Annotated in this window: 11 protein-coding genes; 5 read left to right on the top strand and 6 right to left on the bottom strand. The window is 66.0% G+C overall.

Annotated elements, in window-relative coordinates; genetic code table 11:
• Positions 1 to 56 precede the first annotated feature (56 nt).
• Positions 57 to 947 (top strand): 4-hydroxy-tetrahydrodipicolinate synthase, encoded by an 891-nt coding sequence (dapA, locus tag NOF53_RS17760; RefSeq protein WP_255971073.1) that lies wholly within the window; start codon positions 57 to 59, stop codon positions 945 to 947.
• Between the two features lie 152 nt (positions 948 to 1,099).
• Here the strand turns inward: dapA and NOF53_RS17755 are convergent, their stop codons facing one another.
• Together NOF53_RS17755 and NOF53_RS17750 are read right to left on the bottom strand one after the other, a co-directional pair.
• On the bottom strand, positions 1,100 to 3,049 hold the full coding sequence (locus NOF53_RS17755; protein ID WP_255971071.1) for a S9 family peptidase: 1,950 nt from the start codon (positions 3,047 to 3,049) through the stop codon (positions 1,100 to 1,102).
• A 25-nt stretch (positions 3,050 to 3,074) separates the two neighbouring features.
• Positions 3,075 to 4,475 carry a carotenoid oxygenase family protein gene (locus NOF53_RS17750; RefSeq protein ID WP_255971069.1) on the bottom strand — a complete coding sequence of 467 codons (1,401 nt, stop codon included), beginning with the start codon at positions 4,473 to 4,475 and terminating at the stop codon, positions 3,075 to 3,077.
• 160 nt (positions 4,476 to 4,635) lie between these two features.
• Between NOF53_RS17750 and NOF53_RS17745 the strand changes: the two genes are divergently transcribed.
• Genes NOF53_RS17745 through NOF53_RS17735 form a run of 3 tightly spaced genes read left to right on the top strand, consistent with a single transcriptional unit; the run spans position 4,636 to position 7,083 of the window.
• On the top strand, positions 4,636 to 5,898 hold the full coding sequence (locus tag NOF53_RS17745) for a pyridoxal phosphate-dependent aminotransferase (protein ID WP_255971067.1): 1,263 nt from the start codon (positions 4,636 to 4,638) through the stop codon (positions 5,896 to 5,898).
• 55 nt (positions 5,899 to 5,953) lie between these two features.
• Positions 5,954 to 6,673: a helix-turn-helix domain-containing protein gene (locus NOF53_RS17740; RefSeq protein WP_255971065.1), complete on the top strand. Its 720-nt coding sequence runs from the start codon at positions 5,954 to 5,956 to the stop codon at positions 6,671 to 6,673.
• Positions 6,670 to 7,083 carry a hypothetical protein gene (locus tag NOF53_RS17735; RefSeq protein WP_255971063.1) on the top strand — a complete coding sequence of 138 codons (414 nt, stop codon included), beginning with the start codon at positions 6,670 to 6,672 and terminating at the stop codon, positions 7,081 to 7,083. The genes NOF53_RS17740 and NOF53_RS17735 overlap by 4 nt, the downstream gene beginning before the upstream one ends.
• Here the strand turns inward: NOF53_RS17735 and NOF53_RS17730 are convergent.
• On the bottom strand, positions 7,080 to 8,276 hold the full coding sequence (locus NOF53_RS17730; RefSeq protein ID WP_255971061.1) for an MAB_1171c family putative transporter: 1,197 nt from the start codon (positions 8,274 to 8,276) through the stop codon (positions 7,080 to 7,082). The two genes, NOF53_RS17735 and NOF53_RS17730, sit on opposite strands and share 4 nt — an antisense overlap.
• A 2-nt stretch (positions 8,277 to 8,278) precedes the next feature.
• On the bottom strand, positions 8,279 to 8,725 hold the full coding sequence (locus NOF53_RS17725; protein ID WP_255971059.1) for a hypothetical protein: 447 nt from the start codon (positions 8,723 to 8,725) through the stop codon (positions 8,279 to 8,281).
• Positions 8,726 to 9,297: 572 nt separating this feature from the next.
• Between NOF53_RS17725 and NOF53_RS17720 the strand changes: the two genes are divergently transcribed.
• Positions 9,298 to 10,596, top strand: coding sequence for a YibE/F family protein (locus NOF53_RS17720; RefSeq protein ID WP_255971057.1), 1,299 nt, complete (start codon positions 9,298 to 9,300; stop codon positions 10,594 to 10,596).
• A gap of 33 nt (positions 10,597 to 10,629) precedes the next feature.
• Here the strand turns inward: NOF53_RS17720 and NOF53_RS17715 are convergent, their stop codons facing one another.
• Positions 10,630 to 10,863 carry a hypothetical protein gene (locus NOF53_RS17715; protein WP_374212630.1) on the bottom strand — a complete coding sequence of 78 codons (234 nt, stop codon included), beginning with the start codon at positions 10,861 to 10,863 and terminating at the stop codon, positions 10,630 to 10,632.
• 115 nt (positions 10,864 to 10,978) lie between these two features.
• A complete protein-coding gene (locus tag NOF53_RS17710; RefSeq protein ID WP_255971053.1) occupies positions 10,979 to 12,475 on the bottom strand; it encodes a DUF7159 family protein in 1,497 nt (498 codons plus the stop codon).
• Positions 12,476 to 12,597 lie beyond the last annotated feature (122 nt).

Raw genomic sequence — 12,597 nt, 5'->3', positions numbered from 1 at the left:
GATAACTTCAGGAATGGTAACTGGATCTTGATCATCGGGTCGGTGAGACTGGAGGCATGACCTTCCGCCCGTCAGGACTTTTTGTCCCGCTCGTCACGCCCTTCGCGGACAGCGGAGAGCTCGATGTCGTCGACCTCGAGCGCCTCGCCCACACCGTGATCGAAGAGGGAGCCGCCGGGATTGTCGCGTTGGGGACCACGGCGGAGCCGGCCACGCTGAGCGTGCAGGAACGTCGAGATGTGATACAAATCTGCAGCAGAGTGTGCCGCGAGCACAAAGTTCCGCTGCTGGTCGGGGCAGGCTCCAACGACACGGTCGGCACAGTGCGCGCCATCGAGGAACTCACTAGCGAGGCCGATGTCGCCGGTGCGCTGGTGGTGGTCCCGTATTACACCCGCCCGTCCGAGGCAGGGGTTGTGGCGCACTTCGAGTACGTTGCCGAGCGCAGCCCACTCCCGCTGATTCTGTACAACGTTCCGTATCGCACGGGCCAGCAACTGGGCTGGGAATCCCTTGTCCGCCTGTCCGGGCATCCGCAGATAGTCGGCATCAAGCAGGCGGTTGGGGCGGTGGACATCGACACCGCGCGACTGCTCGCGGAACCATCGGATTCGTTCTCGGTTCTCGCGGGAGAAGACGCACTGGTCTCGCCTCTCCTGGCGATGGGTGCGACGGGAGCGATCTTGGCAACTGCGAATGTGTGCGCACGCGAATTCGTCGAACTGTTCCAGCTGTGGCGCTGCGGAAACACCGTGCGGGCACGAGCTTGGGGAAACCAACTCGTAGGCCCTGCATGCGCGCTCATGGCCGACCCCAACCCCACTGTCATCAAGGCCGTTCTCCATGCCCAAGGCCGCATTTCCACTCCGAACGTCCGGCTGCCGTTGCTACCCGCTGGGAAGCGCTCTGCGATCGTCAGCGCACTCCAACAACTTCGCCTCCAGTAGCGCATGTAACCCGCAAACGCAGGCTCTCAATTCTCGCGCGGCGTCCGCACCGGCACCGCGTATAGGCCGCTCCCACCCCCTGCAAATGGCACGACCGACTGTTGATCTCCGTGCACGACGTCTGCTTTCGGTCCGAGTTCACCACCCTCCGACTATTCCGCGTCCGGACGCCAGAGGTCGAGCCGCGGAATGTCCGGGGGCTCGAAGCCCAGCACCTGACCGTAGAAGGAGAGCTCGGCGTTGCGCGAACTGATCAACGTGGCGAGCCTGCGGAACCCGTGCGACTCGCCCTCGTACGCAAGGTACGCGTGCGGTATGCCTTTGGCCACGAGCGCATCTCGGAATCGCTCGGCCTGCGACGCCGGGACGATCGGGTCGTCGAGCCCCTGGAGCAGCAGGACCGGGCAGTTCAATCCGTCGACGTTGTTGAGGGGAGCACGCTCCGCGTAGAGGTCGGCTGATTCGGGGAGCGGGCCGATCAACCCGTCGATGTACCGGGACTCGAAGTCGTGTGTCTCCTTGACGAATCCGTCGAGCTCGGCCACACCGTAGTAGGAAGCCCCGCAGGCGAACACGTCGGACGTGGTCAGCGCCGCCAGAACGGTCCAGCCGCCGGCAGAACCACCCTCGATGGCCAGCCGGCGCGGGTCCGCCAGTCCTGCATCGGCGAGACCGGTCACGGCCGTGACCACGTCTTCGACGTCGACCACACCCCATTGGCCCCGTAGCCGGTTCCGGTATTCACGCCCGTATCCGGTGGACCCGCCGTAGTTGACGTCGACCACGCCGATTCCACGGCTGGTGAAGAACGCGAACACCGGATTGAGGGCCGGGGCCACCCGGGAAGTGGGCCCGCCGTGGACGAACGCCACATACGGCGGCAACTCACCGTCCATACCGCTGTACCGCGGATGTCGAGGCGGATAGGCGATCACGTGCACCTCCCGCTCTGGCCCCTGGAAGGTCAACTGCTGCGCCTCGGGTAGGTATGCCGCCTCGGGAAGGTCGGTGACGGACAGGCGGACGGTGCGGAGCGCGCCGGTGTCGAGGTCGAGTTCGCGGAGGCCCGACGGAGTCTTCGCGCCCCCTGTGAGCAGCAGTAGCCGATTCCCCTGACGATCCGACAGACCGACTGTGGTGAGACCGTCGAGGGGGATGTCCACCAGTGATCCGGTGTCCGGGTCGAGCACCGCCAGGGTGTCGGTCCCGAAGGTCCGAACGGTGAGCAGGGTGCCGTCTTCGCGTCGCGTGTGCCACCGCGCGCCCAGCATCCACAGCGGACCACCGAAATCTGCCTCCGTCGGGCACAGCGCCACGGGTTCCGCTTCGTCGATACCGATGCGGTACAGGTTCCACCAACCGCTGCGGTCGCTGACCGCGTTGAGCTCATCTGCTCCTACCCATTCCGGCTGGAGCACCGATTCCTCGGGTCCACCGAGAAGTGTCCTCACCTCCCCGATCACCCGGCCGTTCGCGAGGCCCGCAACCCTCAGTTCGGTACCGTCCCAGGGCATCTGGGGGTGATTCCACGCAATCCAGGCAAGGTGACGGCGGTCGGGAGACAGCCGCGGGTATGCGAGGAAGTCGGACCCGGCGACGACGGACCGAACACGATCGGAGTCGTCCGCAGCGGACCCGTCCAACGGAACCACGCAGATATCGCGTGTGACCCCACCCTCGGTGTCGTGCATTTCCCGCACCGCCCATACCGCTCCGTCGACGACCGACAGGTCGCCGTAACGCAGTGAGCAGGGCTGCGGCGGAACCGGTGTCAGCGGTATCGGGGTCGCCCCCTCGAGAAGGTAGAGACGCTGATCACCGAACTCGGCGAAGACGAGATGGCCGGAGTCGGTCACCGCCCAGGCGCCACCGCCGTACTCGTGTACCCGCGTCCGCGCGTTCCAGGGGGCAGGCAGCACATCTTCGGGCTCATCGTCCAGACCGAGGCGTCGCACGGCCACTCGCCCACCTTCGTTGGGGCGTAGCTCCGACCACCACACGTCCTCGCCGACATATCGGCCGCCCTCCACGGGATGACCGCTGGATGCGAGGTCCGCCGCCGCGATCGGTGAGGGCCAGGAGCCGTAGGGCGCAGATGTCATTGGCCGAGGATATTCCGCCGCCCGCCTACTGCGCAGGAAGCCACGCCCCGTGGAGTCCGGCCGGTACTCGGATCGGCAACCGCACCTTGGCTATCGGACCGGATCCCGGGTCTTCGGCGGGAAGCACGAAGAACCACGACGACATGTCGTTTCGGTCGGTGCCGATCATCCCCCAGTACTCGTGCTCGCCGCCGGGTATGAAGATCGGTTCACCCACCGACACACTTCCCGGGTCCCAATGACATTCCGTGCCGCGGACGGTGTCTAAGAACCACAACGAGTCCTGCCTGCCCCGGCTGACGTCGAGCTTGCCGACGGTGGCGACAGCGCGATGGGGTGTGGCGAGTTCACGGTCGTCGACACGGGGGAACTCGACGTCGCGGTCGGACACCACGTCCTTCGTCAGGTGTCCACTCTCGGGGTCGATGACGAGGCGGACCAGGGATCCTGTGGCGGGTGCCGGCGCCTTGGCGAACCCCCCGGGGTACGTCCACTCCACATAGTCGACAGACACGTTCCCGCCGGGAAGGTCGAACGCATTGGCGAAGTGCCATACCCAATATGCGTCACACGTCAGCCAGCGCACCCGGCCGCCGTCGCGCGGAATCAGCGCGATCCGCGTTCCCTCCTCGGGCCGCCAGTCGAGCACGGAACCACCGGTGAGCACCGCTGCCATGTCGAAGACCAGTGGGCACAACATCAGCACGATGTATCGCCGGGTGAGGGCCATGTCGTGAATCATCAACGGTGTGTCGACACCGTCGACCGGTGTGGGCATGCGCGTCGCCGACCCGTCCGCATCGACCACCGACCAGGTGAGGTACGGGGCTTCGAGCATGTAGTTGAACAGCACCATTTCGCCGGTCACCGGGTCGATCTTGGGGTGGGCGGTGCTCCCCACGGACATGGCGCCGTCGCAGTGGTTCGGGCCGAGAGTGCTCAGGTCTTCGTGGTTCAACTGGTATGGAAGGGTGGTCTCGGCCATCGCGAGCAGTCGCCCACCGTGCCGCACCACGTTGATGTCGGGTAATTCGCGCGGTCTGCCGGCGAGTTCGGGGCCCACCTCCTCCACGCCCGGGGTGTACAGGTCGGTGACACCCGGCCAGATGACGTGCCCCGCCTGCTCCTCCGCCTCGACCATCGGCGTGCGAACGAATCGATTGGTGTAGCGGGCAGTGCCGTCGGTCAATTCGACGCGATGCACCATGCCGTCGCCGTCGAGTGGATAGATGTAGCTGCCGATCGGGTCGAACCGCGGGTTGGGTCCGTTGCGCAGGTAGGCACCATGAAGGTCCGCCGGGAGGTTACCGATCACCTCCAGGTCACTGACGTCCACCTCCTTCCGCTGCGGCTCGAAGATGCCCGTGAGGTGGCTGTGGTGCACGACGTCGACGGGTGCGGGACGGGTGAATTCCGGTGCGGACATGTGTTCGTGCCTCCCGGTGGCTGTGGGCGTCGGCCGAATCGGACTCCTTTTCCGAGAGTACGGTGACCTTCCTCACATGCACCTGCTTTCTCGTCGGTCGACCACCTGGTCCCGACGCTCATACCGACCAGTAGAAATGGAGTTGCCCAAGGATGGGAGAATGACGGTCGTGAGCAACCCAGACCACGGCCATCACCGCACACCGCCACGCACACTGGAGCAGTCGACCAAGCTCCAGAACGTGCTGTACGAGATTCGTGGACCGGTACACGCCCACGCCGCCCGGCTCGAGGCGGAGGGACACCGGATCCTCAAGCTCAACATCGGCAATCCCGCGCCGTTCGGTTTCGACGCGCCCGACGTGATCATGCGCGACATGATCGCGGCGCTCCCCTACGCGCAGGGTTACTCCGAGTCGAAGGGCATCCTGTCGGCCCGCCGGGCGATCGTCACCCGCTACGAACTCGTCCCGGGTTTTCCCGAACTGGATGTCGACGACATCTATCTGGGCAACGGCGTCTCCGAACTCATCACCATGACGATGCAGGCCCTGCTGAACAACGGTGACGAGGTGCTGATCCCGGCGCCGGACTACCCGCTGTGGACGGCGATGACCAGCCTGGCCGGTGGCACCCCCGTCCACTACCTCTGCGACGAGGGCAACGACTGGAATCCCGACATCGCGGACATCGAGTCGAAGATCACGGAGAAGACCAAGGCCCTGCTGGTCATCAACCCGAACAATCCGACGGGTGCGGTGTACTCGATGGAGGTGCTGCAGCAGCTGGTCGATCTGGCGCGTAAGCACCATCTACTCCTGCTGGCGGACGAGATCTACGACAAGATCCTTTACGACGATGCCAAGCACATTTCGCTGGCGACACTTGCACCCGATCTGCTGTGCCTGACCTTCAACGGTCTGTCGAAGGCGTACCGGGTGGCGGGATACCGCTCGGGCTGGGTCGCCATCACCGGGCCCAAGGCACACGCTGCGGGTTTCCTCGAGGGACTGGACCTGCTCGCGTCCACCCGCTTGTGCCCCAATGTTCCGGGTCAGCACGCCATCCAGGTGGCCCTCGGCGGCCACCAGAGCATCGAAGACCTGATCCTTCCCGGCGGGCGACTGCTCGAGCAGCGTGACGTGGCGTGGGAGCGACTCAACATGATCCCCGGGGTCTCGTGCGTCAAGCCCCGAGGTGCGCTGTACGCATTCCCTCGCCTGGACCCCGACGTCTACGAAATCTACGACGACGAAAAGCTGGTCCAGGACCTGCTGCTACAGGAAAAGATCCTGATGGTGCAGGGCACGGGATTCAACTGGCCGGATCACGACCATCTGCGGATCGTGACCCTGCCGTGGGCTCGCGACCTCGCTGTGGCCATCGAGCGGTTCGGTAATTTCCTCACCAGCTACAAGCAGTAGGATCGGGGCACAGCAAGCGACACGCGCGTCGCTTGCGTGTCTCCCGGGGGAAAATATGGTCACCAGCACCCGCGCGCGATTCGGAGAGTTCGTCTACAAGCGACGGCGTTTGCTGAACCTCACCCAGGACCAGGTCACGGCGGCCGGTGGCCCGTCGGACGCTGCCCAGACCCGCGCCGAGAACGGGACAGGGCCAGACCCGAGTATCGAGACCCTCCGTAAGTTGGACGTCGCGCTGCGGTGGGCACCCGGAAGTGCGGCGCGGACACTCGACGGCGGCAGTCCCACTCCGCTGGAGGCTCTCGACACGGATGACCGGTCGCTGCCGTCGCGCCCGCTGAGTCTGGGGCCGTCCGAGATTCCGCTGAGTCTGGACACGATCATCGAGGTCCTCGGTCCGCACACCCGGATCAACAAGCTGAGTGCAGCTCATCCGGAGGTGCCGGGGCTGGCGGAGGCCGCGGCCGACCTCTCCCGGGTAGTTTCCAAGATCACCGGCGCCTACGTCACCCGCTTGCTCGAGGTCAACGGTGGTCCAGCCGGTCCGCGCCAGCCGCTCGTCGAGTTCGCCTTCGGCCATCTGCTCGAGGAACCGTCTACTGTCAGCGATCCGCACGAACGGGAGGAAGCGCTGTACCGCCGCTTCCTCTACGGGCGGGAAGAGGGCCTCGACGCGGCCACGCGTGAGCGTTTCTGGCGCCGATGGGAAGACACGGTGAGACTGAAAGACACCGACCACCCGGAACGTAGCGGCGACACGGAGGTGAACGCATGAACGGTGTGCCACTGTCGGTGCGGGTGAATCGACTGTTCGCGCTGGCCCACGAACTCGATGCCCCGGAACCCGGGACGGAGGCCGTCGCGGCCGGGGTTTCACGGATTCTCGGGAGAACCGTGGACCCCTCGGTGATCGAATCGTTGCGGCGCGGCGAAGAGCACGCGGCCCAGGCCGAGGTTCTCCGCGCGGTCGCCCAGCATTTCTCCGCACCCGAGCAGTACCTCGCCGCCGACGGGTACAGCGAGTACGACACCCTCGTGCGCTTCAAGATCGCCGTCCGGGACGCCGGCGTGCAACATCTGTCGATGCGGTCGCTCGATGCCGCCGCGTCCCCGACTCCCGACGAGATGGAGTCGTTGATCCCGGTTCTGGAAAAGCTGCGACGAACCCCCGGCCGCCCCGCCTAGCGGGGTACGACAGTCGTCACGCGGTCATCCTGGACGATAGGTGCTTCGAGACCACCGAACTGCGGTAACCGCCGCGCCCACAGGGTTGCGGCCACCTGTTCGGCGTCGTGCCAGTGATCAGCGAGCCTTGCCAGCTCCCATGGTTCACCGCCGATATCGGACGACCACGAGTGGGTGAGCACACCGGTGCCGTGCGCCGGGTGCCCGGCAATCCGGGCCTTGCACGCCAGGTGTAACCGGGTTGCCGCGACCACGGGTGCTGCACTGCCCGCCTGGTTGCCCAATTCGAACACCATGTATCGGTCCAGGACGAGGATCGCGTCTCGGATTTCTACGCCCATTCGGTCCAGGCGGTCATCCGAGGACAAGGTTCGGCGATCATCGGGCCGTAGTTCGAGTACCACTTCCGGAACGGCTTCCGTCAGGGTCTGCCACATCGGCAGTAGCCGTCTGGCGACTCGCCACGAGCGATACCTGCGATCGGCCGCCCGCAGCGCCGGCCCCAATGCGATCAATGCTCCGGCCGACACTGCAAACAGCCGAATGAACGCTCCCGAGTCGTAGTGTGATTCGGTGAACGTGCTGCCGTCGCCGACGGCCTTACTCACGCCCGTCAGCATGACGATTGCCATGTCCGCCATCTCGAACACGGACAGTCCGATGACGGCCAGAAAGATGCGGCGCTCGCGCCCAGCCACCGCGCTGCGCACCGCTTTCAGCGAGATCGAGAGGTTGAGGCAGGCCGCCCCGAAGATCGGCGATGCATAGGTGAGGCAATACGCCGCGAACCGCCAGCCACCCTCGTCCGCGAGAGAAACTCCTCGGGAACGCGCAGGCGCGCTCAGGGCGATCATGATGGCCCCCGCGACGAGCGCCGCCGACAACGCGAAGAGATGAATTCGGGGAAGTCTCTCGGGGCCAAGTGCCCACACGCAGAACAGACTGATCAGCGATGCGGCGGTCAGCATGATGCACACATTGCCGAGGATTCGCGTGAGACCGTAGCCGAACCCACCGTCGATGAGATCACGGACCGCCGGACGCCCGAGGACGAGCGACAACGACGCGAAGACCAGCGCCGCATTCAACCTGCGCTCGGCGACGGTCGAACGGACGAGAGTCAGCCGGAGAATCGTCGTCGCCCAGACAATCAGCAGCAGAGGCAACGTCATGTAGGCGGGAGGCGTGTACACGGTCAGAACGTTCCGAGCATCCGCGAGGCCCGCGGGTCACCACCGGTTTCGCACGTCGTCGATCGCCGTCCGCTCATGATCAGCGTGGCGAGAAGTTCGGCGTCGTATTCCTGGTCGTTCGAATAATTGGAGCGGCCGAACACCTTGACCACGTTCGTCGTGTCCACGGACGGTGCCGCCTCGGCGAGCACTCTCGAGTCGACGGACGTGTCCCCGACCGCATCACGATCGTGGCCGAGTTCCATGTGCGCCAGCTCGTGGCAGATGATGTGCGTGGCGTGTACGTCCGACGTGCCGGCAGCGTAGAGGATGACATCGTCGGTGGCGCGCGCCAGCCAGAGGCCGAAGTGTCCGCCGCGGACCAGTGCATGCGCTACCGGAACGACGAGGATGGGGCGCCCGCGGCGCCGCGCGACACTGTTCACCAGCTCGTCCCTGTTCCAGGGCACGGGAAGCTCCATCCGCGCCACGATCCGGCGAAGATGGTTTCTCGACCGCGGCAGCCGCGAAATGCGCATAGGACACCTCCGAACGGCTGTAATCCTATGTCGTCGGGGCATGAGGTCACGACACGGTGTGCGAAATGACCTACCCGGTTGACGAATACCCCTACCGTGTCGGTAGATTGACAGATGGCACCTTGAGTGCCGCGAGCACCTGTCGCCCCTCCCCCCCTGTGGGCGCCAGGTCGGTGGCGGGGTCAACCCCCCCTGTACCCCGCCACCCAGCTCGGCACTTCGCTCCGGCAAGGCAATCAACGCCAGCGGAACCCACCCCTCGTTCGGAGTTCCGACTCATCCCTTTGCCAGATCTCGGCATTCGCTGCGTAATAGCTGCAGCGCGCCGCGCATCGATATCTAACCACATTGGCGACATATAGGCGACATGAGAGCAATACGGCCCAGGCGGGACGGCAACATGGGCATCTCCCGTCACTCCAGCCGCACCGGGCACGGTTGATCTCCGGCTACCCTGTGTGCGTGCGGAGACTATTCAGCCGGCAGCCGGCGCGGCACGGCCGATGAGCGAATTTCACGGCCACGGCCACGGGCACGGCCACGGCCCGGTGCCGGTGGGTCCTGTCGCCGCAAAAGTGGTGATCGGGCTCCTGGTCGTCATAGGCGTCGCTGTGCTCATCGGTGCGATCGCGCTGTGGCCGAGCAAGCAGGACGTCGCCGTGGACCTTCCTTTCCAGAGCGCGCAGGGCGGCGTTGCGGTCACCGAGGCCGGCACGGTGACCATGCAGGACATCGGCGCTTGTGGGAGTTCCTCTGCGGGACGAGCGTTCACCGGTTCTCCCGTGCCACCGCCCACGGACGCATACGAATGCCAGCGCAGCATCGTCGACATCGAGTCCGGTCCCAACAGCGGCACCCAGACGTTGCTCGAAATCATCCCGGGCCCCGGGCAACCCGACCTTCGGGTCGGTGAGAGCATTCGCCTCTCCCGGCAAACCGATGTGAACGGGACGACGGAGTATTCGTTCGAGGATTACGCCCGCGGCTTGCCCGTCACGCTCATCGCTCTCGCCTTCGCCGTTGTCGTCATCGTCGTCGCTCGGTGGCGGGGCCTCCGGGCGCTCATCGGCATCGTCGTGTCTTTCGGGGTGCTGGTCCTCTTCATGCTTCCGGCCCTGCTGGACGGCAAGCCGGCAATACCGGTTGCTCTCGTGTCCGGAGCGATCATCCTGTACGCCGTCTTGTACCTGGCGCACGGCGTGTCGCTACGCACCAGCTCCGCGCTGCTCGGCACCCTCGCATCGATGATCGTCGCGGCGGTCCTGTCCTACGTCACGATCGAGATGACTCAGCTGACCGGGCTCTCCGAGGAGCAGAACACCAACGTCCAGGCCTATATCCAGCACGTCAGCATCACGGGGCTTCTGCTGGCCGGGTTCATCATCGGCTCACTCGGCGTGCTCAACGACGTCACCATCACGCAGGCCGCGTCGGCATTCGAACTCGCCTCGCTCGATCCCGACGCATCCCGACGCCAGATCTTCGGTTCGGCGATGCGGGTGGGCCGCGACCACATTGCCAGCACCGTATACACGCTGGTGCTCGCCTACGCCGGTGGTGCGCTACCCCTGCTCTTGTTGTTCAGCGTCGCAGGACGGTCGATCCAGGACGTATTACTCAGCGACGCAGTCTCCATCGAAATCGTGCGCTCCGCGGTCGGCGGTATCGCGCTCGCCCTGTCGGTGCCATTGACCACGGCCATCGCGGTGGTACTGGCACGTCCGCTCGGATCGCGGGGCGCCAAGGGCGTCCCCGAGTTCCGCGCCGCCGCACCTTCGAGAGGCGGCCGCCACTCGAAATGAGGCCCGCGCCGCACCGCGGGCAATTCGGCGTGGTCAGTTCAGGATTCCGGCCACCTGCAGCGCGATGACGACGATGGCAGCGGCCATCAGCCCGTAGACGGTGAGCATCGCAACCTTCTCAGCTGTCTCGCTCGTGGGCGGAAACATCCTGAGGATCGGCTTGTAGTACGCGGCGGGAAGACTGCCGTCCCGCGCGCTACCGGACGAGTAGTTTCGTGGGTTCGGGGTGTGGTACGACCCCGCGGGAGTAACAGTCACTGCACACATCCTCTCTGCGCGACCTTGGGTTCGACGCCGCCCGGAATCGGACAGTGCGTGAACCACTACCATGGTAGGCGCGTTGAGTGCCCCGCCACCACGGGAAAGGTACGAAGCGCGGGGACTATGTGCCGGGAATTCTGGGCAGCGGGGGCAGCTGCAGTGGTGGCAACTGGATCTGCGGGAGCCCGGGAAAAAGGGGCGGAGGCGGTGGAGGCAGCGGTTCGGGTTCCGGCTCCGGATCCGGAACCTGGATTCGGGACGCGGTCGCGGGCTGGTCGGCCACTTCTGTTGTGGACGGCGGTGGGGGCGCCGCGGGCGACGGAGTCGCCATCTCGGTCACGGCGGGGGCCTGCGTCTTCGGTTGGGTGGTGACGGGCTGAGAGGTGCCCTCCGTGCTGTTCAGAAAATTGCTGCCGTATCCGAGGCCGAGGCCGATCAGTGCGATGACGGCCAACGCCCCACCTGCGAGCGCTGCACCGCGGATCTGGGGCTTCGCTACCCGTTGACTCGGTGGTGGTGCCGCCGCACTCAACCAGGACGGCGTACTCGAGGGCCCACTGCTGTGACCACCCGACGCACCCGGTGCCTGGCGAGCGACGGCGGCGTCGGACTCGCCCGGCAGAATCGGCGGCGGCGAAGCCTGGTCCGCGGGAATGGCGGCATAGGGACCGGCTGCCGTCGAGCCGACCGACGCAGCGAACGGCTCGGCTGGCGGCGGAAGCACGGTGACGCCACCGGGCGCCTGCTGTCGTTGTTGCGCGAGAAGGGCCGCGCCCTGCGCAGCGACGAGTTCGGGGTGCTCCGGAACGATTACAGGCAAGGAAAGCCAGGATTCCAGCACGGCGCGCACGAGTGGGATCCGCGCCCCTCCGCCGGTGAGAACTACGGCGTCGGGGATCCGTCCGGACCGAGCGATCACGTCCCGGGCGAGGCGAGCAGAGGACTCGACGGTGACGCCGATGAGGGAGTCGAACACGTCACGCGAGAGCAACAGCAAGCCGCCGTCGCCGGGCACCGCGACGGCGCCGCCGGTGGACAGACGTTCCTTGGCCTCCCGGCAACGAAGATCCAGCGCGATGCTCGAGGCCGCGTCGAGCGGCGTGCTGATGCGCTTGTTCACCAACTGGTTGTCGCGGATCAGCCGGTCGAAGAGGTCACCGCTCACGGTGTCGGTGCGGGTGCTCTCCACCACGGCGCCGGTGTCCCGGTCTACGACGCTGACGGTGAGCCCGGAACTGCCGAGGTCGTAGAACACGAGCGTCGAGTGATGACCCAAGGCCCCCGAGGCGTCCAGCACGGTCAACGCTGCGGTCGCCTCGGGAACGAGCTGATAGTTGCCGAGCTGTTGACGTGCCATGGCTGCCTGGACGGCGCCTGCCTGCGCCTCGTCGCGATACGCGACCCCGGTGGCGTGCACCTCGCCCGAATCGAATCCCCCGGCTAGAACGACGCCGATCGATTCGGCGGCAAGGTCCTCGGGCAGTTCCCGCCCGGCGGCCACCACCTGGGCGCGGAAGTCAGGCAAAGCGCGGTGCCCCGGGTCCTCGCGGGTCACGGAGTCGGGTCGTGCCAACCGCACAGCGCTTGCACCAACCGAAACTCCGAGAACCGAAATCATGGGCCGCCTTACTCGACTGTGCACGGGTCCGCATGATGGAATCCCCCACTCCATTGCCCCGCAGTCTAGCGAACGGCATCTCCGGAGCAACCGAGCAGCTGGACAGGGCAGGAGTCGGCGGA

The organism is Rhodococcus tibetensis (assembly GCF_024438035.1).
Taxonomy (GTDB): Bacteria; Actinomycetota; Actinomycetes; order Mycobacteriales; family Mycobacteriaceae; genus Rhodococcus_F; species Rhodococcus_F tibetensis.
This window is presented reverse-complemented; position numbering and strand designations above follow the sequence as displayed.

Excerpts from the sequence above, each read along its gene's own strand:
- NOF53_RS17750 (WP_255971069.1), bottom strand. The coding sequence starts at position 4,475 with ATGTCCGCACCGGAATTCACCCGTCCCGCACCCGTCGACGTCGTGCAC.
- NOF53_RS17755 (WP_255971071.1), bottom strand. The coding sequence starts at position 3,049 with ATGACATCTGCGCCCTACGGCTCCTGGCCCTCACCGATCGCGGCGGCG.
- NOF53_RS17715 (WP_374212630.1), bottom strand. The coding sequence starts at position 10,863 with ATGTGTGCAGTGACTGTTACTCCCGCGGGGTCGTACCACACCCCGAAC.
- NOF53_RS17720 (WP_255971057.1), top strand. The coding sequence starts at position 9,298 with ATGAGCGAATTTCACGGCCACGGCCACGGGCACGGCCACGGCCCGGTG.
- NOF53_RS17735 (WP_255971063.1), top strand. The coding sequence starts at position 6,670 with ATGAACGGTGTGCCACTGTCGGTGCGGGTGAATCGACTGTTCGCGCTG.
- NOF53_RS17745 (WP_255971067.1), top strand. The coding sequence starts at position 4,636 with ATGACGGTCGTGAGCAACCCAGACCACGGCCATCACCGCACACCGCCA.
- NOF53_RS17710 (WP_255971053.1), bottom strand. The coding sequence starts at position 12,475 with ATGATTTCGGTTCTCGGAGTTTCGGTTGGTGCAAGCGCTGTGCGGTTG.
- NOF53_RS17740 (WP_255971065.1), top strand. The coding sequence starts at position 5,954 with ATGGTCACCAGCACCCGCGCGCGATTCGGAGAGTTCGTCTACAAGCGA.
- dapA (WP_255971073.1), top strand. The coding sequence starts at position 57 with ATGACCTTCCGCCCGTCAGGACTTTTTGTCCCGCTCGTCACGCCCTTC.